Source organism: Moorena sp. SIOASIH (genome assembly GCF_010671925.1).
Classification (GTDB): Bacteria; Cyanobacteriota; Cyanobacteriia; order Cyanobacteriales; family Coleofasciculaceae; genus Moorena.
The window spans coordinates 132,592-155,760 of record NZ_JAAHIH010000008.1; the positions used below are offsets into that span (position 1 = coordinate 132,592).

A 23,169-nucleotide genomic window follows, 5' to 3' on the forward strand; every position below is an offset into this window, starting at 1 on the left:
CAAAAAAAAGGAACATGTAATTCATGGCACGCGCAAAGTTTGAAAGGAATAAACCCCACGTCAACATTGGCACGATTGGTCACGTAGACCACGGCAAAACTACCCTAACTGCTGCGATTACTATGACATTGGCGGCTCAAGGGAAGGCACAAGCGAAGAACTACGAGGAAATTGATGCAGCTCCCGAGGAAAAAGCACGGGGGATTACCATCAATACTGCTCATGTGGAGTACGAAACCGAAAATCGCCACTATGCCCACGTGGATTGCCCAGGCCACGCTGACTATGTGAAAAATATGATCACGGGTGCGGCGCAAATGGATGGGGCAATTCTAGTGGTTTCTGCCGCTGACGGTGCCATGCCACAAACTAAAGAACATATTCTTCTGGCTCGGCAGGTGGGAGTGCCTAACATCGTGGTTTTCTTAAATAAGAAAGACCAAGTAGACGATGAAGAACTCCTAGAGCTAGTAGAACTCGAAATTCGGGAACTGTTGAGCGAATATGACTTTGACGGGGACAATATCCCGATTGTGGCTGGGTCAGCCTTAATGGCTGTAAACGCCCTGACCGACAATCCAAACATTGCCAAAGGTGACAATGAGTGGACTGATGTGGTGCTAGCACTGATGGAGAATGTAGACTCATACATTCCCACACCAGAGCGGGATGTGGATAAGCCATTCCTGATGGCAGTGGAAGATGTCTTCTCCATCACTGGTCGGGGAACTGTTGCCACCGGTCGAATCGAGCGGGGTAAAGTTAAAGTTGGTGAGACGGTAGAAATTATCGGGCTTAAAGATACCCGTAGCACCACGGTAACTGGTGTGGAAATGTTCCAGAAGACCCTAGACGAAGGGATGGCTGGAGACAATGTTGGGCTACTGCTGCGGGGTATCCAAAAAGAGAACATTGAGCGGGGTATGGTACTTGCCAAGCCCGGTTCAATCACCCCTCACACCAAGTTTGAATCTGAGGTATACGTCCTGAAGAAAGAAGAAGGTGGACGTCATACTCCCTTCTTCTCCGGTTATCGCCCTCAGTTCTATGTACGAACCACTGATGTGACCGGCACTATTGATGCCTTTACTGCTGACGATGGTTCTACAGCTGAGATGGTGATGCCAGGCGATCGCATCAAAATGACAGTGAGCCTGATTAACGCCATTGCGATTGAACAAGGAATGCGTTTTGCTATCCGTGAAGGTGGTCGCACCATCGGCTCAGGTGTGGTCAGCAAGATTCTCGAATAGCAGTACTCTACTATAGAGTAGGAGCAGGGAAGTTCTAGCTTCTCTGCTCTTTATTCATGTTTATTTACGCTAAGAAAAGAACCTAGAAAATTAAAAAAATGGCAACTATTCAACAGCAGAAAATTCGGATTCGACTAAAAGCCTTTGATCGACGCTTGCTGGACACCTCCTGTGAGAAGATTGTAGATACAGCAAACCGCACAAATGCTACAGCTATTGGCCCAATTCCCTTACCCACTCGACGTCGTATTTACTGTGTTTTGCGATCGCCTCACGTTGATAAAGATTCTCGGGAACACTTTGAAACACGTACTCACCAACGGATTATTGATATTTATCAGCCTTCTTCAAAGACTATTGATGCTCTGATGAAATTGGATTTGCCTGCTGGAGTTGATATTGAAGTTAAACTTTAAGGATTGAAAGTCCAGGTAATCATTGATAAGTCCAGATAATCATTGATAAAAGAATATGCTTGATCGCCTTTGGTTGTCAGTCAACCAGGGCGGCATCAGCCACCAGTGGTTTCTGATGATGTCGAGAACAAGAACCCTGGCGAAGGACACCACCGCATTAAGGCACCAGTGCTTGCAGACCAGGAGATTCTGTATGAAGTCCGCAGCGGCACCTTGATAGATGCTATCCGCTACAGCTGTGGAGCTAATCATATTATCAACAGGGCGTTGGGTCAGTCTTTGAATGAATAGGAGTAGAGTGGCCATCCTGCCCGCCCCACAAGATCTCGAACAGGCAAGATGCCTATTCCACCTCACTCTTAAAATCATTCCATTATTAAGCAACGCCATAAACAGCGCCCTAGTCTACACCGGAGCAATGCACAAGTACACAAATGCTGTTCCCCACTGCAGATTGGTAATCTTTGACGGCAAATTTGTATAAATTTTCCGAAATCATACAGTTGTCAATTGTATCTTTATGAAGTATGCCTCATAAATTTCATAAAGAGTGCGATCAAAAGAATCTTGATTTTAGCAGCCAATCCCACAGATATAGCGCTACGCACAAGTCAGAAAGGTTCGAAGTCAGAAGTCAAAAGTAAGCTATGACTAAGTTTCGGAGTTTAGGAATGTCCGAAGCTTAATGCGTAGTGCTATACATCCCAAGACTTTGTATTCTTCTCTGTAAGTAGAAATACTGAAGCATTCGATACGACTGTTAGTACATTACCTGAAGTTTTGACAGGTGCCAGTGCCACCAAAGCACATACCTGTCTATCCCTCATTCATGCTGTAATTCAGCAACGGCCACATTTTTTCATATAAAGAAGAATAACATTATGGACTATTCCAATCAAAATCTTCAAGGGCGGTCTTTTAAAGATAAAAACCTTGAGTCTTATAAATTTATTAATGCCAATCTCAGAGGTGCAGATTTCACTGGTGCCAATCTCGCAGGTGCGGATTTCACTGGTGCTCAACTTCAAAATACAAACTTCACGGATGCTAAAGCAGGGATTCCAAAACATTGGAGAGCTATGTTGTTAATAGCCTCATGGCTGATGTTAGGAATATCAGTGAATATTACTGGATTGACTAGTTTATTGCTCGTAAATTTTATTACTGATACTGATAATATTGAAAACAAATTTACGATTATTATTTCAGTATTTTTTTTGTATATAGCCTTATATATTATCGCTTTTTCGCTGGATTTATTAATCGGTTTGGCAATCTTTGTATTTCCCGGAGCCCTAGGCATGCTCGTTGGTATAACCGTAACCTTGATTCACCTCTACATCGAAACAAGTTTTGGAGGAGGAAGAATCATTTACCCAGGCATTATATTTCTCATTATCTATTGTGCAGCCGGAGGTGTTACCTTCGGTGGAATGATTGTCGAAGCCATTGTGCTTGCCATGAACAAAGCAGTCCTTCCTGACAATAACAATGGCGTTATCGTTGGCATATTTGGAATTGTAGCTACTATCGTTATCGTTACCACCAAAGTTACTATTCCTGTTGGAGAGCTTGGCTTTAACATCAAAGGAGCAGAACCCGGAGCCAGAGCCCTTATCTTTGCTAACATTATTATGTTAACTGTAACGCTGCTTGGTGCTTATATTGGATGGCGTGCTTTGAAAGGAGATCAAAAAAACCGTTGGATACGCTCATGTGCTATCGCCTTTGCCAGCATCAGAGGTACCAGTTTTCGAGGGGCTAACTTAACCAATGCGAATTTTACTGGAACTACTCTTAAAAGTACAGATTTTAGAGAAGCTATTCTAACTCGTACCAACTTTAATAAAACCAAAAAACTCGACCTAGCTCGTGCCGGAACCACTTATATCCAAAATTCACAAGTACGGCAATTACTAATTACTGGTGAAGGACAAAATAAAAATTTTGATCGTTTAGATTTACGGTACGTTAATTTACAGGGAGCAAAACTAGAAAATGCCAGTTTTATCGATGCAGATTTCTACCAAGCCAATCTACAGGGAGCTAATTTATCCAGAGCTATCTTAGTAAGAACTAATTTTGAAAGAGCAGATTTAAGAGGTGCTAAGTTAACTGGAAGTTGTATCCAAGATTGGGTTATTACCGGAAGTACCAAACTTGATGGAATTGCTTGTGATTACGTTTATTTAAAATGGGTTAACGGAGATAAGCGTGACCAAATGCCACCTAGGGGTAAATTTATAGAAGGTGGCTTTGTAAATTTTGTTAGGTACATGCTAGACACTGTTGAACTTTATCACGAGAAAGATATTAATCCTAGATTAGCCCTAACTGTTTTGAAAAAAATGTCGAGAGACTATGATCAACCTTTCGATATTGTAGCTCTTGGAAAAAAAGGAGAAAGGGTTTTTATTCAAGTTAAAGTTTCTGAAAATCTTATTCGATTTCAGGAAAATCGGGAAAACTTTAAAAACGATTACTATGAAAGGTACGATAGAGGTTTAAAATTGTGGTCAGGGAATATCCATCATTTACCCCCTAGTGTAAATAGTTTTATTGAAAAACGAATTAGCGAAGTTGCTTCAGAAAAAACAGATGAGTTTGCTTTTATTGATGCTACATATGTAGCAGGTGATTACACTGAAAATTATCAAGGAGATACAACTATGACTGGCGATCGCCATATTTATCAAAATGAAAATAGTGGAATTCTTCAAAACATGAGTGGTGGAACAATGTACTGTGGAATGCAAGCTTCCCAGGAGAATGTAGTTTCATCCCAACAGCAACAAAGCCTCACTGAAGCTGCAGAAGAAATTCAAGCATTACTCAAACAGTTAGAAAAGTCTTATTCCACCGAGGCAACTACGGGGAAAATGGCATTAGCTACTGAAGTGATACAGCGCATAGATAGCAATCCCACTTTGACCGCTAAAATACTCAGTGCTTTACAAGTAGGAAGTGTTAAAGCTTTAGAGCAATCCCTCAATCATCCCGCAGCTAGTTTTGTAATTGGCGCATTGGAAGATTGGCAGAAAACCTAAGTATTCAGGGCAAACGCATCTAAATTCCAAAACCCTGATCCAGTAAGGATTTCATCAATTCATTAAAAACAGGACTCGATTGCTGAAATCCTCACCCCGCCTGCCTTCCAAAAATATAGCACTACGCATTAAGCTTAGGACATTGATAAAAGCTGAAAAGCTGTTTAGTAAGCTTTTGCCTTTTGCCTTTTGCCTCTTGCCTGGCGCGTAGCGCTATAAAATGCGTTTGCCCCGCTTAAGTATTGGACTTTGGAAAAAAGCTGTGTTTACTAAATTGAAAACATCTAGACTGATAAAAGGTGTGATTGCTGCAACAATATTGTTATTTGTAAGTATATCTCAAGATACTTTGGTTCAGTCAAATGGTGGATATTCAGATGCTCCGAGCATTGACTATAAAAATCCCAACTGGATGAGTGGAGTATCAGGAACTCTTCGTCTGAGTGAGTTGTCCTTACCTGGAACACATGATTCATTGTCATTTCACGGTGGACCATGGGTACAGACTCAATCTATACCTCTCAAGACTCAATTGGAATCCGGAGTTCGGGTTTTTGATATTCGTGCTCGTCATATTGAAAATATTTTTACCATCCATCACGGCCCTGTTTATCAAAAGACAGATTTTGGTCGAGTGATGGTATCTATGACTGAATTTTTGGAGAATAATCCGAGTGAAGCAATCTAATACGTGTGAAGCAAGAATATAAAGCTAAGAACACCACACGCTCTTTTGAAGATACATTTGAGTGGTATGAGAAAAAGTATCAGAATTATATCTGGAAGCCAACGAGCCAGAATCCTACATTAAACGAGGTCAGAGGAAAGATTGTGATTCTTCAGGATTTTGCTACCACTTCACCTTTTAAATTTGGGTTGCACTACAGAAAATTTGATATACAAGATAATTGGTCATTGGATTGTTTCAAGACCCCTAGTCAAAATTTATATAAAAAATGGACTAATATAAAAAATCATATTAAAAAGGCTAAAAATGGAGATATAAATCTTATTTATATTAACTACTTGAGTGCCGTAGGAGGTGGACCTTGCATTACCTTAATCACTCCTTCCTATGTTGCCAAAAGAACAAATGAACAAACACTTGCATATATTCGGAATGGAAAGATAAATTTTACCGGGATTATCATGGCGGACTTTCCTGGAGCGGATTTAATTAATCAAATAATCAAATTAAATAGGCATCGAGGGGAGATGCCTATTTAAGTGCCGTTGCTGAATCTTCGAATGAAATCCTACTTCTATTCATTACTTGATTCAGCAACGCCCAACAGCAAGGCATCTAAATTTAGATTTCAGCGAAAGGGTCCTCTTGTACCATTTCTGTTAATATCTTGACCCCTACATGGACCAGCCCAACATCCTAGTGGTACAGGACCATTGTAATGAATAATCCCACCATTATAAGTTTGCACTACTCCCAAACCTCGCTCTTTAGGAACATATTTATCTAATAATGAGTAAATCTGTTCTGCTATATTATCTTGTATTGGTGGGATATCTTGGGTATAAAAAATTTGTTGAATCAAAGGGTCTAAATCAGAATTAATTTTTCTAAGGACACGCCTCGCTGTAACGGTATTCTGAATTATAATAGGACGGATATATTTGTCTATGTTTCCCTCATAAATTATAAAGGGGGTTTTGGCATATTTATCTTTTTTACCTTCGGCTACACAAGTAGGGTTAGACCAACGGCAACATGCATGATTATTGGGCTGAATTACTTCCTTGAAAGAACTCTCGCTTAATGGAAGCTGAACTGCTGTAATCGTAGTAGTCTTTGAATAGTTATAAACACAATAGGCAGAAACGGGTTTTGATATCAGGATTTCACCAACAATTAGACTAGTGAAAGTAATTGTTAATGTCGAAATTTTGAGCAACAGCTTTTTCATTAGTATTTTGACACCTCCAAGGTGCTCATAGATATTGACTAAGATTGTTTACCCAATAAAGCACTTGATATCGACTTGATATTGTCCAGTATCCTTAAAATTATCCGTTGCAGTATCCCAAAAAATTATGTCACGAATACCTGGAATACTGACCAGGTTTACTGTCAATATTTTCATCAATTTCAAGTTTATTATCATCATCATAATATACTAAAGACCATTGCGGAATGACAGTTAATATTTAACTATTTTCCTGCCATTTAGCTGCTTTACTGGTTTAACTGTATCAGTGTTTCTTGGTACAGCTTTATATTACAACTGTGGGGTCAGTTTAACAGTACCCTTATGGGTACTTTATAAATCACCATTTAAAACTCGTAATGATGTCATATTTGTGTAATAATTCAGCTGGGTTAGAGGGAGCAAAGCGGTTTCATTTTTGAGCTAATCAATATACTAATAAAACTCGAAATTTGGGCTGATAGTCTCAAAAATTAATTAGGTATAATACCCTGGTTGACTCAAAAAAGTTCACATAGCCCCGCAGGAATCGGTGTAGTGGCGCGCTACCCTACCAGGGCAAACCTATCTAAATTCTAGAAGCCTTGCTGCATCAAGACAAAAATTTCAGGCATTGCTGATTCTGGGTATGATTGTGCCCTGCTAGCCCCCCAATTTTTCGGTGCGACCCGAACGCGCCCCGCGTCGGCTTTGCCGATAGGCGCGACCCAAGGCCGGGTTTACTCGCCATTGGAAAGCGCACCACCGGGTCAAACAGCTTTAATGAGATGCACCCAACCGGGATTGATGATCGTGATATTTTTGGCATTATGGAAGTAGCTCCTATTTAGGTGGGAGAAAAACCGCGCTGGTTGTGATTAATGGCTATGGCCAGCGCGGTTATTAGTATCGGTCTTCACTTTCTATAGTATAGATAATCCCTCGAAAAAATGCAAGGGTTAATTAAATTAATTTACATTTATTTACAAATATAAAAATTGGTATTTTTTAGGCTCAATTATCTGTAATTTTACAGTATTTTTTAATTGGCTAATCTTTTTAGTAAGCAGGTAACCGGGAAGAGGTAATATAAAAAAATCAGTTTATATGATATAAAAGCTAAGCTTGTTTCCATTAAAATTGGATATTAATCAGTTATAAAAAACGTCAAACCCTATCTCCACACGACTGCATCAAGACACTGACATGCACCCGATGGCAATGGAGAAAGGTTATAACAAACAAATTGCTGAATAAGGCGTAATCCAGCTTAATTATTTTCTACAAAATTCATTAAAGACTTTATGGGGAGCAAGGATTAAACAGGTCGTTTGGCTTACCAGCCATTACCCATCTCAATTACACTGAAGCCGTCTTCAGTCAACATTTCGGCAAACCGCTGTATAGATGCAGATGGCCAGATGGGGAAATGAAATTGATGTGTAGCCGTAATTTCCAGAATTGGTATAACCAGCATCGTAATATTTCTTTACCAAAAATGATTATTATTAACAATAAAAAGAATCATTATCACAATATACTGTTACCTGGGAGGTTCAGCCAACTAAGTGTGAACCTCTGATAACTATTTTGTTCATTAGGGATATAAAGGAAAAGCCAATGTCACTTAACATTACTCCAGAGCTGTTGAAGCAAGCACAGGAGGGTGAGGTTAATCAAGAAGCTTTTATTGACAGCATCAGGCAATCGTTACCTTATGCCTTTGGAGTTGTGGAAGACCTGGCCAAGCAATTGGCACAGGGTGAAGCGCAATGGGTAGAGCATTCGGTACCACCACCAACTGAGCAAGATCGAGCCCAGCTATTGCGGATGATAGGTGGGGATGCGATTCGTGGTGCAGTCGAACGTTATTTCGGGATCAAGTTAGCCTTTCAAAACTGCCACAAAACCGCTATATTTCGTCCAGAAGCCTTAGAATCACCTGCTTATCAAGACTTTATTTCTATTAGGAGTCAAATTCTGAACCAGACACCAGAACTGATCGATTGCTAAAACTGAGCTAGAGGCTCTAGCTACTAGAGCCTTCCTAGCCTTTCCACTCTGATTCAGGAATATCTGCACTCACAAATATATTCCTCAGTGTTCCAATCGGTAAGTCTCGTCCTTTGTGATACGGAACAATAACTTGAAGGTTTTGTTGAGAGTTGCGCCACTTCCGATGGCTACCCTTCTGGCTAATCAGATCGAAACCGTACCGAGCAAGGATGGCCTCAACTTGTCTAGCATTCATTCGGCGAATCCGATCGCCCATTAGATACTAACCTCGCAAGTCACAGAACCTTCCGGCAGCTCAAGGGGGGCAGGTTCAAGGTAGAGCTCAATAGCCTCACGCATATTTTCTATTGCTTCTACTTTAGTTTCACCACAGGAAGTACAACCAGGAAGTTCGGGACACCAAGCTGCCCAGTCTCCGTTATCTAGATCAGGCTCAAGAATGACTCTCCATTTCATCAGACTTCTCTCTAAACTCAGTATTAAAATTGGTAAGCACTAAGCATTCAGCAAATAAGCTGAATGCTTAATACTGATCGCTGAGAGCTAAACTAGAATAGAAGATTAAATAATCTAATTGGTAATTCAATTAGGTTGAAAATACCGCTAGCAGGTCTCGCAATCCTTTCAACATTGTCCGCAGTTTTTGCGACACCATCGCGTTTAACAATAATCACATCATTAGGCTGCAAGGTCGGATTAGTTTCCTCGTTAACTGGAGCCGTAAAATCGATTTCAATGTCTCTTTTTTCAACTGTGCCATTGCGATTCAGACGAACTAATTCGACAGAACCCTTTTCAGCACGAACGTCATCAAATCCCCCAGCTGCAAGCAAGGCTTCATTCAGAGGAGAATTGGGCTTGACTTGGACATTACCAGGTCGTTGAACTTGACCAACCACATTGACGGGGATGGCAGCAGCAGAAAGGTTGGAATCTGCTAATGCCAATGCTACCTCTGGAGCAATTTCGTCAGCTTTGGTGACAAGAATTGTATCTCCCTCCTTTAAGAGGATATCCTGAGTTAGGTCACCCTGTCGCAACAATTGCCAAAAATCCAAGGCAATTTCTTGTTGTGTACCCCCTTGGGTCAAACGTCGCACTTTAACCTGGCGAACATTAGCGTCTTGGGTAATGCCTCCAGCGATCGCGATCGCTTGAGTTACAGTTGGTGGTGCATTGGTGCTACGGATATCAGCACTACCGATGTTAATGTTATTATTACCCAGAGTTTCTCCCTTGACCACATAAGCTCCTGGGTTAACCACTTCCCCTACCACAGCCACTTGAATCGGACGGCTGGCATTAGCTGCAAAACTGGCATTGGACAATAGACGGGTTTGCTCTGGGTTGATAGCAGTAGTAGTTCGGAGCAAGATTTCATCCCCATCCCGCAAGGTAACATCCTGCCTGATATCACTTCTATTAATCAATTGCTGGAGATTGATATAATAAGTATTGCGCTGCCCAGAGCCTTCAAGACGCCGAAGTTCTACTTGCTTAACGTCTGCTGTTAGGGTAGCCCCCCCAGCCAAATTAATCGCTTGAGTCAGGGAGGGAAATTGCTGTCCTTCATTCAGACCCATGGTGTAGGCTCCAGGGCGACTCACTTCCCCAGCCACGGAAATTTTTAAAGGACGGGGTTTCACCAGACTCAAGGAAACTACTGGGCGTTTGATGTAAACTGAAAAGGCACTGGTGACGAGTTCGCTAGCTTGATCGAGAGTTTTTCCCCTTACAAATACACTACCAATCAAGGGTAAGTTAAGGGAACCGTTCACCAGTACTTGATACTGACCACTGTATTCATCAACATCAAAGATATTCAGGGTAAGAACATCTCCAGCATCAAGGGTATAAGCTCTGTCTGGTGGTAAAGAGTTACGCACAGGGGGTGTGGCTGCTGATACCGTGTTACTCTGATTCACCTTAATGAAGTCAGCAATGGATGGTGGAGCTGGTGCCTCGCTCGGGGATGGTGGAGCTGGTACCTGGCTCGGGGATGTTGAAGCTGGTACCTTGATTGAAGGAATTTGAGCTAGGGTAGGTTTAGGTAGGGTAATAGCGGAAACCACCAGTAAGCTTACACCCACAACTGGTCTAGTCAATTGTGGTATAATACTGTGATTCTTAGCAATTTCGCTTAATATCTCTTGGGGTCTTTTTTTCCCTAGGTTAACTGTATTGATCATAAACATATTGACTCTTGCTAGATAAAGACACACTAAATTGTGCAGAAAATCCGGAATATGTTGTGACTCAAGCCACCTCACCAATGTGTTTAGGGTTGTTTAGGGTTCATTGACGCTTCCCTTGGCCTGTCATTTGTAATTGGTTATTGGTAAGCATTCAGCTATCAGCTATCAGCTATCAGCTATCAGTTATCAGCTTATGGGCTATGGACAGGCTAATTGAGGTGCTTATGGGCATAGGGTAAGCAAAGGGAACAGCTTTTGAATAAGCGATGCAAAGGTGCGACCCGTGGCGAATTTAATTACGGGTCAAACGCACCTAAGCGGTCTTGGGGGTTCCCCCCATGAGGGACTGCCGTGGTTTCCCCCACTCGCGCTTTGCATCAAGACAACAGGTAAGCATTAGTTTAATCTGAGTTATGGAAAGCTGAACGCGTAGCGTGAGCTTTTAGCTCACGGCTGACCGCTGACGGCTGAATGCTTACGGTTATTGGTGACGTTGATCTGGTCTAGTGTTTCATCTCTTGATAGGCAATTTATAGGTAAAGCGCACTCACTACTATGACGTCTCTGATTGTGGTTGGGATTGGATAACAATTGACAACTGAAAATTGGTGAACACATAGATTAGCCTGGTAGAGCAACATTGTTAAAGAGCCGTTATCGGTTTGTTCTACTTAGAGGATACTCGTAGCTGGAAAGTTCCCCATCTGACCAACTGCTGCTATAAGTAATTAGTCATACTTAATTCTTAATACCCACATAATAGCACTGACACCAATCTGTTACCCTTTGCCAACTCTAAGTCAGCAGGTTATACTTGACTAGTAGTTTGCTATTCATCAAGACAGAAGGGGGTCTTATTTTTTTTTTGTGACGATTTAAAATAGAACAAAATTTATTTAATAACACAATAGATTTCGCTGCAGTTGTCGTGAACAGGTAACAGGGACTAATAATTGATTAAAACAGTATCAAGAAAATATTTTTTAAACAAAAGTTATTATTAAAATAATAATTATAAGTTATGCTATAATAGTTTTATTTACCTAGGTAATCAACTAAATCCTATCTAGATTTAGAGCTGGCATCGCGTTTAGATATTGCCGACACTAACCTTAATCTTTCACTCATAATCTACCTATTTATATCTATCCATATTTATCCAGAAATGAATTAGTATTAGCCATACCTTAACGACAATCTAGGATGATTAACTGAATTTCAAAGACTGTCGTTCAGGGCTATAAATTGGCATTATTCTTCTTTATTCATTGTACACATCGATTCATGATATCTAACATTGATAGTTAATTATATCATGACATGAATCGTTTATTTACTGAGAAAAGTTAATGAAAAAGGCACTGGTTTGTGGAGTATCTGGTCAGGATGGAGCATATTTAGCAAAATTGCTCTTAGACAAAGGCTATACTGTCTGTGGCACCTCACGGGATGCTCAAATGTCCTCCTTTAGGAACTTGGTGTATTTGGGTATCCGAGACCAAGTTAAGTTGGAATCAATGACACTGACGGATTTTCGTAGTGTCTTGCAAGTGCTGACAAAATTCCAACCCTATGAAGTCTACAACTTGGCGGGGCAAAGTTCAGTGGGTTTGTCTTTTGGACAACCGGTAGAAACCCTAGAAAGCATAGCGACTGGCACGATTAATTTACTAGAGGCAATTCGCTTTACTGGTGCTCCCATTAAACTCTATAACGCTAGTTCTAGTGAGTGCTTTGGGGATACTGGAGAACAAGCCGCTGATGAACAGACTCCCTTTCGTCCCAGAAGTCCCTATGGTGTTGCTAAAGCAGCAGCGTTTTGGGAAGTAGCTAACTACCGTGAAGCCTATGGGTTATTTGCATGCTCTGGTATTTTATTTAATCATGAGTCTCCCCTACGACCAGAACGATTTGTGACCCAAAAAATTGTTAGTGCTGCTTGTCGGATTGCTAACGGTAGTCAAGAGAAGCTTCGTTTGGGCAATATGGCAATTAAGCGTGACTGGGGTTGGGCTCCTGAATATGTTGAAGGAATGTATTTAATGCTACAGCAAGACCAGCCAGATGATTATGTAATAGCAACCGGGGAGAGTTATAAATTAGAAGATTTCGTGGCAACGGCGTTTGCTACAGTTGACTTGGACTGGCAAGACCATGTGGTGACCGATAGCAGCTTGTTCCGACCAACTGATTTGGCTTTAGGGAAATCTAACCCAGCTAAGGCAAGGGATAAGTTAGGCTGGCAAGCCCAATACAAAATGCCGGATGTGGTGCGAATGATGGTGGAAGCTCGGTTGGAGAGTTTGTCTGAGTGAAGGCTTGCATGGTTCGATGCAAAGGTTGACACTCCCCGTCCCAGAAGAACGGGGCTTTAAACCCATTTTTTTTGGTAAAGGGTAAAGGGGAAAAAGGGACTGGGGACTGAGACGGTGATCTAACTGGTGCTGCTGATATAACTCTGTCCCCATTACCCCATCACCCCATCACCCCATCACCCTATCAGCAGCCTAAAATCCTCGTAGGGAAAAGGAGGTATTTTGGGCTACCTGTAGGGCTTGGACTAGTTGACCTAAAGAATATTTCAAATGGGAGCCAGCATCCACTGCTACCCAGCCTTGGGGAGTGGCATGCCGCCATTCAAAGTGTAGGTGGGGACCAGTAGAATTACCGGTGCTGCCAACGCGGCCAATTACAGTTCCTTTTTGTACCCATTCCCCAGGTTGGACAAAGATTTCTGAGAGGTGAGCGTAGCGGCTTTCTTGGGAACCTTCCTCATGGCGCAGCATAACGGTCAAACCGTAGCCACCTAAGAAGTCAGCTGTTACTACTTCACCATCAGCCGCAGCAACAACCGGTGTACCTAGGGGTGCTGCTATATCTGTACCAGCGTGGAAACGGCGATTACCGGAAATCGGATGAATCCGCCAGCCGAATAGGGAGCTAATGGCAGAAGGAATGGTTACGGGGAACACAAAGCTGGATTGCCTGAAATTGGCCAGTCCTGAGGGTCGTTGGGTGAGATTGTAGTAGGCTAAGGCTGTAGGAAGTTTACGGACAGACCGATTCCGCCGAGCAACGCTAATCCCACGAGGAACCCATTTAGCTGGACGAGTTTTGGCAGGTTTAACCCGATTAAATCTGACCGGTTGAACTGAATTATATGAATTATATCTGACTGGTCGAACCGGATTATATCTAGCAGTTTGAGTACTAATTACTCGTGGTCTGGGTAATTGAGTTACTCTACTGTTCCGTCTACCTCCAGAGATAGCAATTGGTTGACGCCTCGGGGCAACACCACAATTCCCCCTGAGTTGCCCATTTCTGGCTACAGTCCGACAACCCCTTGACCGTTCAGTTAAAACAACTGCCGAGGGGGGAGTGTACCGTTTAGTGGCACCAACATTGTAGTTTGTGCGGTCAATATAGCTATTTTTAGCAGCCGCTTTTGGAACTCTAGGCTGTAATGCTACTGGATTGAGCTTGACTTTGGGTGGCTTGGCGACAGTGGCTTTAGCTGGTACAGAGAATTGGGTTCTACGCTGTACTGGTTTGACTGCGATCGCTTTTGTCCGGACAGATTTCCTAGCTGGTGGAGCAATCGGTTTCTTAACCTTGATAGCCACGGAGGGAGCTACTGATTTCCGGGCAACTTTTGGTGCTGGTGGAGCAATGGGTTTAGTGACCTTGGTTGCTGCTACTGCTTTTGAAGCAGCTTTTGCTGGGGCTGGTTTGGCCACTGGCACAGCTGGCACAGCAAAGGAGCTTGGGGCTGTAGGTTTTGGCTTTGCAGCAATAATAGTTGGATCAAATGCTGCTTCGGTTATAGATTTGGTAGTCGTGTTGACTGATACAGCTTCTATGGGTGACTGAGTTTTTGCCACAACCATACCGCTGCTGAGGACACCAATACTACTCATCACACTCAGTCCATGGATGAGTTTTGGGCATCGGTAGAAAATGCTATACAGAGTGCTACCAGGGGAGTTTTCTTTGGTCATTTACGACTCACTAAAAATAATTACTACACAGTTATACTCGCGCTTGTTAGCTATCAGCCATAATTCCGGCGTTGCGTCAGTCTTGGAATGAATAGGAGTAGAGTGGGCATCCTGCCCGCCCGGAAACTTTAACAGGCAAGATGCCTGTTCCACGCCTGATGCCCATTCCACAGGTGCGACCCAAGGGCGATTTACTCGCCCTAGGAGGCGCGCACCTAATCTTAAAATCATTCCATTATTAAGCAACGCCATAATTGCTGTTTTGTTGATTAGTTGATTAACCTTAATCGCTGTTTGTTAATGGTTAACCTTTAACGTTTGACCCTTAACCATAAGAGTTCTCAACAACTACGATAGCCAAGACTGATTGTACCGGGCTTGAGCAAAATTTCTTTTGGGGTCGGAGTATCGTGTAGATGCACTCGCAGTTCGCCCCTAGGGGTTACCCCTGTTATGATGCCTCGATTTCCTTCTACCATGACCTGGCTTCCTTGATAATTGAATAGCGCTAGATATCGTGGTAGCAAACTATTCATTCCTTCCTCTGACCAGAGTTGATATCCGGACAGTAGTCCTTGTAAAACAATCGCAGCCAGCATTTCTATAGAAGTCACAGTGGCAGAGGACTCGGGTTGCCAAAATGAGTGCAAATTGATGCCAGATTCTGGCACGTCATTGCTCCAGTTGATTCCGACACCCATAACTGCTTTGGTAATTTGACCCTGTTGGACACGGGTTTCTGTTAGAATACCTCCGAGTTTGCGTCCCTTAAGTAGTAGGTCATTGGGCCACTTCAGAGACACTGGTATGGCGTAAGCTCTCAAAGCTGTAGCAATTCCCCAAGCACTACACATGGTTAGCTGGGCGCTGTCCAATGCCTGTAACTTGGGAGCTAAAGCTAAGGATAAGTAGAGTCCACCTTTTGGAGATTGCCATTGTCGTCCCCACTGTCCCCGCCCTGCTGTCTGTTGCCCAGCAATAACCATAGTGGGAACTGTTGCTCCTTGTTTGAGCAATTCCCAAAGGGTTTGGTTGGTTGATGGAAGAGTGTCAAAGACCTGTAGGGGAATTGGTGGGAATTGCCCCATGCCTGGGGAGTTGAGGGGCAACTTTTCCCTTACTGCTTCCAGAGCAATTTCAAACGCTTGTTGATTAAATGAGCTTTTATTCATTTAAATGATAAGCTCACGTAAATGATTATCTAGCGTGAAGGACATTTATCTCGGCAATAGACTTCTACAGATTTAATTGTCGCTGAGTCGCGATAGTTCTGGGTTTGGTTATATTCTTTCAAGGGTGACGCATAAATCCCAGAAAACCGATTATTAGTATCATTGGCGGCTACTCCCATGCGGAAGGCTATATCTTCTGATAGGTTGGCGAAATTGACGTATTCCCTGGACTCACTGGCATAGTTAAAGGACAAGGTAGCGTCACCGTAGGCTTGCTCAGCTAGTTTAAGGGGTGTGCCAGGAGCAACACCTTTGGTGGTACGATAGTTAGAATTTGTGGTGAATAACACTTCGATTACGCTTGAATTCCCCATAGGTGTCCCCATCGGGTAAAGAATATAATATTGGGGTTGTCCTGATTGGATAACTGCGATCGCATCGAAACCGACAATAAACGGTGACTTCACCTCAAATTTTGCTTTATCCCCTAGGGATTGTTTCAGCTGTCCCAAGGTCATTCCCAACTTAGCCGGTCCAATTCCCTTAGCAGAGATAGTAAAGGCATCTGATGCCGGTGGAGACAGTTTGGCTGTGGACTTTGAACTGCCAGATTTAGATGTGTCCTCTAAATTAGGCGGGCTTGGCATCGGTTGGGAAGTTGTTGTGTTCTTGGTTGGTGGCGGCGGCTGACCACAGCTCATCAGCACCATCAGCAAACTCGTGATTAACCATCGAGATTTCATCAAAAATTCACGGCTGGATACTCCCCTGACACCCCATTGGGGTTAAACCTGAGAGGTTGGGCCGCGCCTCCTACAAAACAATTAGTTGATCAGTTAATGAACATTTAACGTATATATTTTAATTCATCACTGTTTGTTGACGATTGACGGTTAACTGTTAAATGTCAATATTAACTCTCAACAAAAACAACTAGCTATTTTCCTGAGTCAATAATTTTTTCCCGAATTATTTGTGCCGTAGCCGGAGCAAGGAGTACACCATTGCGATAATGACCTGTTGCTAGCCAAACATTATTGTAACCAGGGAGTTGATCAATGACAGGGGCAGGTCGTCCTTCTGGACGAGGGCGTAACCCGTACCATGTGTGGATAATCTCTGCTGTGGCGAGAGGAGGGCAAAATGCGATCGCATTCTGTCTGACCACCTCCAGTAACCCTGGTTGTGCTTCCACATTCCCTGCATCATCGGGAAACTCAACCGTTGCGCCCACCCAGTAGTCTTGCTTACCTACTGGCAAAATATGAACATCATCACGAGTAATCACTGGCTGAAAATCTTCATATCCCATGGGCTGGGGCAGCCGCAATTTTACTCCTTGTCCCAGTACTGGTTTTAGAGTCAGAGGCAGATCTCGACTAACTTGCAAGTCTTGTGGTTGGAGCATCTTAATCAGTCCAGATGAACCTAACCCAGCAGCCACTACTAGCCAATCTATCTCTAGGGTTCCAGCATCGGTATAGATTTGGGAGCAATTGAGAGAATTGTTGAGATCGGAACCTATGGATTCAAAGCCTTTTACTGTGATTCCAAAATTAAACCTAACCCCATTAGCCTCAGCACCAGCCACTAATACTTGGGTTAGGGCAGTTGGATCAATTTGTAGGTCTTGGGGAGAATAGATGCCAGCAATAAATTTATCTTCACTCAGCTGAGGGCAACGGTGCTTAACTTGGGGAACATCCCAAATTTCTAATTGCCAACCTTGGGAGAGGCGAGTTTGTACTAGTTTTTCCCAAGAAGCCAAGTCTTCTCCAGGCAAACACAGCTTCAAGATACCGTTGCGATTGACTGGAATCTGGTATCCTGTGAGTGCCTCTAATTCAGGAATCAGGGTCTGATAGCGCTGGATACTGGCTTGCCGCAGCTGCCACGCCCTACCCTTCACTTTCTTACTAATGGCACCCATCAGTACCCCTAAAGCAGCACCAGTAGAGCCTTGTGCTGGCAGATGCTGGTCGAGGACAGTGATACTTAGCCCATTTACCCGACTAAGTTCATATGCGATCGCTGCTCCAACGATACCGCATCCAATAATAGCGACTTTACTCACAATTTTATCGATTATGAAGTATGAAGTATGAATTATGAATTATGAAGTGTTAATTATGAAGTGTTAATTATGGTTATGGATAACGTTTTTAGTCAACCTGAATTGGAATGGTACTGAGTTAAGATTCCTGATACCCGTGCCTAGTTAGGCTACCAAAACTTCCTGAAATGTGAGAGCCTCCCTTTTATAAAGGTAGGGGGAAACAGAGAGACTGGAAATATCGGCGTCGTGTTCATCTTCTCTCTTCCCCAGCTTTCTAACAATTCTCCAACACTGGTATTTGATTCTTTAGCTGATAATTGAAGCCATTTCCACGCAGTCCCAGTAAACATTAAACCAGTCAACCAAACTGTATGGGGCTTTTTTAATTCATCATAGTGTACGGGTATCCCCCTCATTATTTTTCTAGTTTTCCGTTGATTTGTTGTTGACATAATTAGAACAGGCGTCTATACTATATATGCTAAAAATTACAAAAATGTGGTAACAATTGTACAAGACAATTCCAGTAAAAGCTAATTTTTCATACGAGGAAAGAGCTTTCTGGGAATTTCAGTGTAAAAACGCTAATAGTTTATGGAATTGCGCTACTTATTACTCCAAGCAAAAGCATTACAATTGGTTAGAACAACAATCAGAAGCTTATACGACTTATTGGAGAGATGACATATTGCGCTACGGTTGGAAGACTTATAAATGTAGTATTAAATACCCAGAGCTTTGTAAGGAGCTGAAAGACAATCCTCATTACAAAGCTCTGGCTGCCCAATCGGCGCAACAGACTCTTAAATCGGTAGCCGAGTCAATTACAAGTTACAATCAACTTGTCGGACTCTATTACAAGGGACAAGTTGATAGACCAAGGCTTCTTAGATATCGAAAGAAAGGAGGATTGGCTGCTGTCACATTCCCGAAACAGGCCATTACCTATAAAGAAGGTTTGTTTTACCCTTCTATAAGTAAAGAAAGCAAGCCGGAATTGCTTACAGAAATTGTTTTGGAACCTCCAGATTTTATAGATCCAGACTGGGTGAAAGAAGTTGCAGTTCGCCCGTACCTGGGACAACTGTGGATTGATTGGGTTATTGATGACGGGAAGCAACCAGTAGAGAATAATCCAAATCTTGATTACTCTCAAGCCTGGAGTTTTGATCATGGTGGCGATAACTGGTTGACTGGAGTTTCGACCCAAGGAAAGAGCCTGATAATTGATGGTCGTAAACTTAAGTCAATGAACCAAGGTTATGCTCGTCTAGTGGCAAAATACAAAAGTGGTAAGCCAGATTTTTACTGGGACAGCAACCTAGACCGCGTTCAGCGTAAGCGCAATAATCAGATGAGAGACGCGATAAATAAAGCGGCCAGGTTTATCATTAACCGATGTCTTAGTGATCGCGTTGGAAATTTGATTGTTGGTTGGAATGAGCGCCAAAAAGATTCAATTAATATAGGAAAACGAGGTAATCAAAATTTTGTAGTCATCCCAACAAAAAGATTAATCAATAGGCTTGAGCAACTTTGTCCTGAGTATGGAATCAAGTTGACAATCACTGAAGAAGCGTACACCAGTAAAGCGTCTTACCTTGACGACGACAGCCTCCCAAAACATGGTGAAAAACCCAAAGGATGGACACCGTCGGGAAAGCGGGTAAAACGTGGTTTGTACAAGTCTTCTAAAGGCCACCTGATAAATGCGGATTGCAATGGTGCCGGAAATATTGCTAGAAAAGTAGCCACACAGTTAGGTCTTGACCTGACCAAGGTGGGTAGGGGAGCTTTGACACTCCCGCATCGATATGATCTGTTCACATACTTGTCGAGATCATATCGAAATAAAGGTGTTCGCGAAGCGTCGCCTTCGGCGATAGCGGCACGGGTTCACCCTGCCGCGTAACATCCTTATAGAATCCCCCTCTTTTAAGTGGGGGAGATGTCAACTAGCCTAGGAAACATTGATTTTATCTTTATTTCCCAAAGAGCGAATTTGGTTTTTGTAGCCCTAGGATGTAAGCCTTCAGGGTCTAAAGCACGAGCCATTTACCATCAGTGAGCCACCAATAACCCCATTTCACAGGTTACACTTCACAAGTCACACTTCACAGCTTAAACTTCATCATTCATACTTCATAACTTTTTAACTAGTGGGAATGAGTTCCAAAAACTCATCAAAGTTTTTCAAAGCTGCTTCGTAGTTTTTGAGTGCTAGCTGGGAGTTGCGCTCTACAGAAGCTTCGTCAATTTTCACCAAAGATTTCAACAATACTTCAGCCGCTTGCTTGGCTGCTTTCTGGTCTTTGGGAAGAAGTTGACCAGCCAGATAGTTACTGCTTCGCCCTAGATCTCCTAACGGACCATGGATAAATGAACTGACATCTACCCAGTTTTCGTCTTGAATGTTGGCTTCGAGAACTGGCATTTTCTCGCGAAGCTCAAGCACTCTAGTAGCACTTGTCTGGATTTGGGCAATTTTTTCAGGGGTGTAGGTAGGAGCCTTGGTGGCACTTGGGCTACCACAGCTGACCAAAAAGGTCATCACCATTGCCAGAATCACAGTCAGAATAGACCGATAACTTCTCATCATCATTGTTTGTTCGCTAGCCAACCGCTCGGGAAAACGAATTAAGGTTCGTCAAGTACTATAACCCAATATTGGTCACATCACACGCAAAGTTTAATACCCAATATGGCACCTTGACCACTGATTATGTCAAAGCTTACCCACCCAAGCAGGATTTTGAGCAATATCTTGGTTGGCGAAATACTAATCAATTCACGATCTGCTTAGGTAGACGCTGCTGGGAGTATGTCAACTTTATAATTAGGACTATATTCAGGAAGATACTCTAACTCTAAATGAATATTCGGCAGTTTTTATTATAGTTTTTATTTATAATATGCTTTTTTGTGAAAACTTGCATTGTCTAAAATCATGATTGTTTTAGGGTTTTTTTAGCAAAATGTTCTTTTTTATTTACCGCTTATACTCATTTATTGACTATTTATTAATAAAAAAAAATAAAATAAAAATAAGTAATTTCGTGAAATTACTTATTTTTATTTTATTTCAGACATGAGTGTTTTCACTATTGCTATTGCTATTGCTATTGCTATTCTTTTTTTTTAGTAATATAAAAGCAAGTAATTCTTTTGCCAAAATCTATAATATACAGGGTGTTTAACAGCTTTTAAATCTACACAACTTACAAATACTTGATCCCTTTTACAAAAAAAACATGACTAACATTTTTTAAAAATTATCTTTCGTTGCCACAAGTGCAGTTCTTTGCTTCACTGTCATTCATGCTAATCCTGTTAATGCAGCTTCCATGATTTATGATTTTGAAGTTAGTATATATTCAGGTTTTTTAGATGGTGAAACCTATTCTGGTTCTTTTGAGTTTGATGATTCAGGATTAACGGGAATACCTCGCAACGAATTTTTATCAGTCTCCAATATCAGTTTTGACTTTGATGGTGTTAACTACACTGAAACTGATGGTTTATCCGATCCTAAAGCTGTATTTTTCAATGGTGATTTCTTCGGGTTGAGTTGGTCAGATGATGAATTCTCTTTTGTAGCCGGTTTCTTTGAGCTTGGTGAAGCTTTCTTTGTATACGATATTCCTCAAGAATTTGCTCAAGGAGACATTGCATACACTTTACGTCCAGATACCCCAGCATCTACACCAGTATCTACACCTGAACCAACTGCTCTTTTCAGTTTGTTAGCTTTGGGTGCTACAGGTTGCAGTGGTGTTTTGAAAAAGAGAAAGTAAACATCATTATCAAAAAATACCAGATATTTTTTCAATAAATATCTCAAAAAAATAATGTAGGGATGTTTTATGGAGCGCTGGGGAGGTGACATGCAAGCTACAATCCTTACTGGGTAATATGTTCAGCCCATCTGTTAATTCAGGCGCGCTTTCCGCATCTAATTATTAAATTCGCGCTTTGGTGCGCGCCTCCAAGGGCGCGAGGGATTGCTCGCGCCCTTGGGTCGCACAGCTAGGAGTGGGTTAATGGGAGCAGGGAGCTTTGCAGCAGGGAGCAGCGATACAGCGCTATATTTGTTAATGCTTTTTTCCGTTGCAGCCCAGTCTGAGTCTGCTGTAGACTGATAATAAGCAGGTGCACAAAATTAATTACACATTTTTCAAAACTCAAAGCCTTACGATGTAAGGGTTACAGAGATTGGTAGTAGGCAATTAATTTTGTTTAGGTGCTTAATAAGACAGAACCTATTGGCAAAATGAGCTATCATAATATTATTACAATCGAACCGGATAAGCGAGGTGGTAAACCTTGTATTCGGCAGATGCGAATAACCGTTTATGACATTTTAGGCTGGCTAGCAGCTGGTATGTCTCACGCCGAAATTGTCGATGACTTTCCAGAATTGACCGAAACGGACATTAGAGCTTGTCTAGAATTTGCTGCTGATCGCGAACATCGTTTAGTTGCTTCGGTAAGTACTCCTTGAAACTCCTTTTTGACCAAAATCTAAGCCATAAACTGGTGGCTCGACTAGCAGATCTTTTCCCTGATTCGAGCCATGTTCAGTTTCATGGTCTGGCAGAGAAAACGGATACTGAAATCTGGGAATTTGCTAAAGCAAACGATTTTTGTATCGTGACTCAAGATGCAGACTTTGCGGAAAGAAGCCGTTTGTATGGTTATCCACCTAAAGTACTGTGGCTACGTTGCGGTAACGCACCCGCCAAACAAGTGGAAGCTCTACTGCGCTCTGGCGCAGAAGCAATTCAAGAACTTTTAGATAACTCCAAACTGCATTGCCTAGAATTGCACTAAGTCTAAGATCGTAGTCCAGTAGGGTGCGTGATAAGACGGGCTCCCTCTGATTTTCTAGGTAGCCAGTATTGGGACAGTCCGTCCCGTAACGCACCACTGGATCAAACAGCATGGATTGAGATGCATCCCTTTTATAGTGACCTGTAGACGATTACAGCATCTTGAACATTAGTATTAGTAAGTGGCTCCCATCAAATTACTAATCGTGACAATTTGGCAACAGACTCAAGCATTGGATAATAAGGGTTTGACTGATTACAATCT

24 protein-coding genes and 1 pseudogene are annotated in these 23,169 nt (G+C 42.2%); 14 read left to right on the forward strand and 11 right to left on the reverse strand.

From position 1 onward, the window contains the following. Nucleotides 1–23 precede the first annotated feature (23 nt). From tuf to F6J90_RS38735, 8 genes and pseudogenes are all read left to right on the forward strand, one after another. The gene (gene tuf / locus F6J90_RS38700; protein WP_293106790.1) at nucleotides 24–1,253 is read left to right on the forward strand and encodes an elongation factor Tu; all 1,230 of its coding nucleotides are present in this window, start codon (nucleotides 24–26) and stop codon (nucleotides 1,251–1,253) included. Between the two features lie 107 nt (nucleotides 1,254–1,360). Continuing rightward, nucleotides 1,361–1,669 carry a 30S ribosomal protein S10 gene (gene rpsJ / locus F6J90_RS38705; protein ID WP_198954346.1) on the forward strand — a complete coding sequence of 103 codons (309 nt, stop codon included), beginning with the start codon at nucleotides 1,361–1,363 and terminating at the stop codon, nucleotides 1,667–1,669. 69 nt (nucleotides 1,670–1,738) lie between these two features. Further along, nucleotides 1,739–1,960, forward strand: a complete 222-nt coding sequence (locus F6J90_RS38710; RefSeq protein WP_293106792.1) for a hypothetical protein — start codon at nucleotides 1,739–1,741, stop codon at nucleotides 1,958–1,960. A 7-nt stretch (nucleotides 1,961–1,967) separates the two neighbouring features. Next, nucleotides 1,968–2,153, forward strand: coding sequence for a hypothetical protein (locus F6J90_RS38715; RefSeq protein ID WP_293106795.1), 186 nt, complete (start codon nucleotides 1,968–1,970; stop codon nucleotides 2,151–2,153). 207 nt (nucleotides 2,154–2,360) lie between these two features. Further along, a pseudogene (locus F6J90_RS38720) lies at nucleotides 2,361–2,453 on the forward strand (IS1 family transposase); the annotation flags it as partial. A gap of 97 nt (nucleotides 2,454–2,550) precedes the next feature. Continuing rightward, nucleotides 2,551–4,716, forward strand: a complete 2,166-nt coding sequence (locus tag F6J90_RS38725; protein ID WP_293106797.1) for a pentapeptide repeat-containing protein — start codon at nucleotides 2,551–2,553, stop codon at nucleotides 4,714–4,716. Nucleotides 4,717–4,936: 220 nt separating this feature from the next. Continuing rightward, the gene (locus tag F6J90_RS38730) at nucleotides 4,937–5,404 is read left to right on the forward strand and encodes a hypothetical protein (RefSeq protein ID WP_293106800.1); all 468 of its coding nucleotides are present in this window, start codon (nucleotides 4,937–4,939) and stop codon (nucleotides 5,402–5,404) included. A gap of 5 nt (nucleotides 5,405–5,409) precedes the next feature. Beyond that, nucleotides 5,410–5,943 carry a hypothetical protein gene (locus tag F6J90_RS38735; RefSeq protein WP_293106803.1) on the forward strand — a complete coding sequence of 178 codons (534 nt, stop codon included), beginning with the start codon at nucleotides 5,410–5,412 and terminating at the stop codon, nucleotides 5,941–5,943. 89 nt (nucleotides 5,944–6,032) lie between these two features. On the opposite strand, the gene F6J90_RS38740 is transcribed toward F6J90_RS38735, so the two are convergent. Both F6J90_RS38740 and F6J90_RS38745 read right to left on the reverse strand, forming a co-directional pair. Then, entirely contained in the window at nucleotides 6,033–6,635 is a 603-nt protein-coding gene (locus F6J90_RS38740) for a hypothetical protein (protein ID WP_293106806.1), read from the reverse strand. 1,336 nt (nucleotides 6,636–7,971) lie between these two features. Further along, entirely contained in the window at nucleotides 7,972–8,112 is a 141-nt protein-coding gene (locus F6J90_RS38745; protein WP_293106809.1) for a hypothetical protein, read from the reverse strand. 143 nt (nucleotides 8,113–8,255) lie between these two features. Here F6J90_RS38745 and F6J90_RS38750 point away from each other — a divergent pair, with 143 nt between their 5' ends. Next, nucleotides 8,256–8,648: an SCO5389 family protein gene (locus F6J90_RS38750; protein WP_293106812.1), complete on the forward strand. Its 393-nt coding sequence runs from the start codon at nucleotides 8,256–8,258 to the stop codon at nucleotides 8,646–8,648. Between the two features lie 34 nt (nucleotides 8,649–8,682). Here F6J90_RS38750 and F6J90_RS38755 read toward each other — a convergent pair whose 3' ends face one another. The 3 genes from F6J90_RS38755 to F6J90_RS38765 all read right to left on the reverse strand — a co-directional run bounded on the left by F6J90_RS38755 (nucleotide 8,683) and on the right by F6J90_RS38765 (nucleotide 10,840). Continuing rightward, nucleotides 8,683–8,907 (reverse strand): type II toxin-antitoxin system HicA family toxin, encoded by a 225-nt coding sequence (locus tag F6J90_RS38755; protein WP_070395705.1) that lies wholly within the window; start codon nucleotides 8,905–8,907, stop codon nucleotides 8,683–8,685. Then, on the reverse strand, nucleotides 8,907–9,107 hold the full coding sequence (locus F6J90_RS38760; RefSeq protein ID WP_293106815.1) for a type II toxin-antitoxin system HicB family antitoxin: 201 nt from the start codon (nucleotides 9,105–9,107) through the stop codon (nucleotides 8,907–8,909). Before F6J90_RS38760 ends, F6J90_RS38755 begins: the two co-directional genes overlap by 1 nt. Before the next feature lie 92 nt (nucleotides 9,108–9,199). Beyond that, nucleotides 9,200–10,840 carry an SLBB domain-containing protein gene (locus tag F6J90_RS38765; protein ID WP_293106818.1) on the reverse strand — a complete coding sequence of 547 codons (1,641 nt, stop codon included), beginning with the start codon at nucleotides 10,838–10,840 and terminating at the stop codon, nucleotides 9,200–9,202. 1,355 nt (nucleotides 10,841–12,195) lie between these two features. Between F6J90_RS38765 and F6J90_RS38770 the strand changes: the two genes are divergently transcribed. Next, nucleotides 12,196–13,161, forward strand: a complete 966-nt coding sequence (locus F6J90_RS38770) for a GDP-mannose 4,6-dehydratase (RefSeq protein ID WP_293106821.1) — start codon at nucleotides 12,196–12,198, stop codon at nucleotides 13,159–13,161. Nucleotides 13,162–13,353: 192 nt separating this feature from the next. Here F6J90_RS38770 and F6J90_RS38775 read toward each other — a convergent pair whose 3' ends face one another. From F6J90_RS38775 to F6J90_RS38795, 5 genes are all read right to left on the reverse strand, one after another. Beyond that, a complete protein-coding gene (locus F6J90_RS38775; protein WP_293106823.1) occupies nucleotides 13,354–14,847 on the reverse strand; it encodes a peptidoglycan DD-metalloendopeptidase family protein in 1,494 nt (497 codons plus the stop codon). Further along, nucleotides 14,848–15,078 carry a hypothetical protein gene (locus F6J90_RS38780; RefSeq protein WP_293106826.1) on the reverse strand — a complete coding sequence of 77 codons (231 nt, stop codon included), beginning with the start codon at nucleotides 15,076–15,078 and terminating at the stop codon, nucleotides 14,848–14,850. Between the two features lie 110 nt (nucleotides 15,079–15,188). After that, nucleotides 15,189–16,019 (reverse strand): biotin--[acetyl-CoA-carboxylase] ligase, encoded by an 831-nt coding sequence (locus F6J90_RS38785; protein WP_293106828.1) that lies wholly within the window; start codon nucleotides 16,017–16,019, stop codon nucleotides 15,189–15,191. A 29-nt stretch (nucleotides 16,020–16,048) separates the two neighbouring features. Beyond that, complete coding sequence (locus F6J90_RS38790; protein WP_293106831.1) at nucleotides 16,049–16,762, reverse strand: hypothetical protein; 714 nt, start codon at nucleotides 16,760–16,762, stop codon at nucleotides 16,049–16,051. Between the two features lie 194 nt (nucleotides 16,763–16,956). Beyond that, complete coding sequence (locus tag F6J90_RS38795) at nucleotides 16,957–18,093, reverse strand: FAD-dependent oxidoreductase (RefSeq protein ID WP_293106834.1); 1,137 nt, start codon at nucleotides 18,091–18,093, stop codon at nucleotides 16,957–16,959. 490 nt (nucleotides 18,094–18,583) lie between these two features. Here F6J90_RS38795 and F6J90_RS38800 point away from each other — a divergent pair, with 490 nt between their 5' ends. Next, nucleotides 18,584–19,987 (forward strand): transposase, encoded by a 1,404-nt coding sequence (locus tag F6J90_RS38800; RefSeq protein WP_293106837.1) that lies wholly within the window; start codon nucleotides 18,584–18,586, stop codon nucleotides 19,985–19,987. Nucleotides 19,988–20,227: 240 nt separating this feature from the next. On the opposite strand, the gene psbQ is transcribed toward F6J90_RS38800, so the two are convergent. Further along, nucleotides 20,228–20,677, reverse strand: coding sequence for a photosystem II protein PsbQ (gene psbQ, locus F6J90_RS38805; RefSeq protein WP_293106840.1), 450 nt, complete (start codon nucleotides 20,675–20,677; stop codon nucleotides 20,228–20,230). A gap of 742 nt (nucleotides 20,678–21,419) precedes the next feature. Here psbQ and F6J90_RS38810 point away from each other — a divergent pair. The 3 genes from F6J90_RS38810 (at nucleotide 21,420) to F6J90_RS38820 (ending at nucleotide 22,905) form a co-directional block, all read left to right on the forward strand. Continuing rightward, the gene (locus tag F6J90_RS38810) at nucleotides 21,420–21,869 is read left to right on the forward strand and encodes a PEP-CTERM sorting domain-containing protein (protein WP_293106843.1); all 450 of its coding nucleotides are present in this window, start codon (nucleotides 21,420–21,422) and stop codon (nucleotides 21,867–21,869) included. A gap of 476 nt (nucleotides 21,870–22,345) precedes the next feature. Next, nucleotides 22,346–22,576, forward strand: a complete 231-nt coding sequence (locus F6J90_RS38815; RefSeq protein ID WP_293036573.1) for a DUF433 domain-containing protein — start codon at nucleotides 22,346–22,348, stop codon at nucleotides 22,574–22,576. Then, nucleotides 22,573–22,905: a DUF5615 family PIN-like protein gene (locus tag F6J90_RS38820; protein ID WP_293106847.1), complete on the forward strand. Its 333-nt coding sequence runs from the start codon at nucleotides 22,573–22,575 to the stop codon at nucleotides 22,903–22,905. Before F6J90_RS38815 ends, F6J90_RS38820 begins: the two co-directional genes overlap by 4 nt. The last annotated feature ends 264 nt before the right edge of the window (nucleotides 22,906–23,169 follow it).

Coding starts and splice junctions, on each gene's coding strand:
- tuf (WP_293106790.1), top strand. CDS start 24: ATGGCACGCGCAAAGTTTGAAAGGAATAAACCCCACGTCAACATTGGC.
- F6J90_RS38725 (WP_293106797.1), top strand. CDS start 2,551: ATGGACTATTCCAATCAAAATCTTCAAGGGCGGTCTTTTAAAGATAAA.
- F6J90_RS38730 (WP_293106800.1), top strand. CDS start 4,937: ATGCGTTTGCCCCGCTTAAGTATTGGACTTTGGAAAAAAGCTGTGTTT.
- F6J90_RS38740 (WP_293106806.1), bottom strand. CDS start 6,635: ATGAAAAAGCTGTTGCTCAAAATTTCGACATTAACAATTACTTTCACT.
- F6J90_RS38745 (WP_293106809.1), bottom strand. CDS start 8,112: ATGCTGGTTATACCAATTCTGGAAATTACGGCTACACATCAATTTCAT.
- F6J90_RS38750 (WP_293106812.1), top strand. CDS start 8,256: ATGTCACTTAACATTACTCCAGAGCTGTTGAAGCAAGCACAGGAGGGT.
- F6J90_RS38755 (WP_070395705.1), bottom strand. CDS start 8,907: ATGGGCGATCGGATTCGCCGAATGAATGCTAGACAAGTTGAGGCCATC.
- F6J90_RS38760 (WP_293106815.1), bottom strand. CDS start 9,107: ATGAAATGGAGAGTCATTCTTGAGCCTGATCTAGATAACGGAGACTGG.
- F6J90_RS38765 (WP_293106818.1), bottom strand. CDS start 10,840: ATGATCAATACAGTTAACCTAGGGAAAAAAAGACCCCAAGAGATATTA.
- F6J90_RS38770 (WP_293106821.1), top strand. CDS start 12,196: ATGAAAAAGGCACTGGTTTGTGGAGTATCTGGTCAGGATGGAGCATAT.
- F6J90_RS38775 (WP_293106823.1), bottom strand. CDS start 14,847: ATGACCAAAGAAAACTCCCCTGGTAGCACTCTGTATAGCATTTTCTAC.
- F6J90_RS38780 (WP_293106826.1), bottom strand. CDS start 15,078: ATGATTTTAAGATTAGGTGCGCGCCTCCTAGGGCGAGTAAATCGCCCT.
- F6J90_RS38785 (WP_293106828.1), bottom strand. CDS start 16,019: ATGAATAAAAGCTCATTTAATCAACAAGCGTTTGAAATTGCTCTGGAA.
- F6J90_RS38790 (WP_293106831.1), bottom strand. CDS start 16,762: ATGAAATCTCGATGGTTAATCACGAGTTTGCTGATGGTGCTGATGAGC.
- psbQ (WP_293106840.1), bottom strand. CDS start 20,677: ATGATGATGAGAAGTTATCGGTCTATTCTGACTGTGATTCTGGCAATG.
- F6J90_RS38810 (WP_293106843.1), top strand. CDS start 21,420: ATGATTTATGATTTTGAAGTTAGTATATATTCAGGTTTTTTAGATGGT.
- F6J90_RS38815 (WP_293036573.1), top strand. CDS start 22,346: ATGAGCTATCATAATATTATTACAATCGAACCGGATAAGCGAGGTGGT.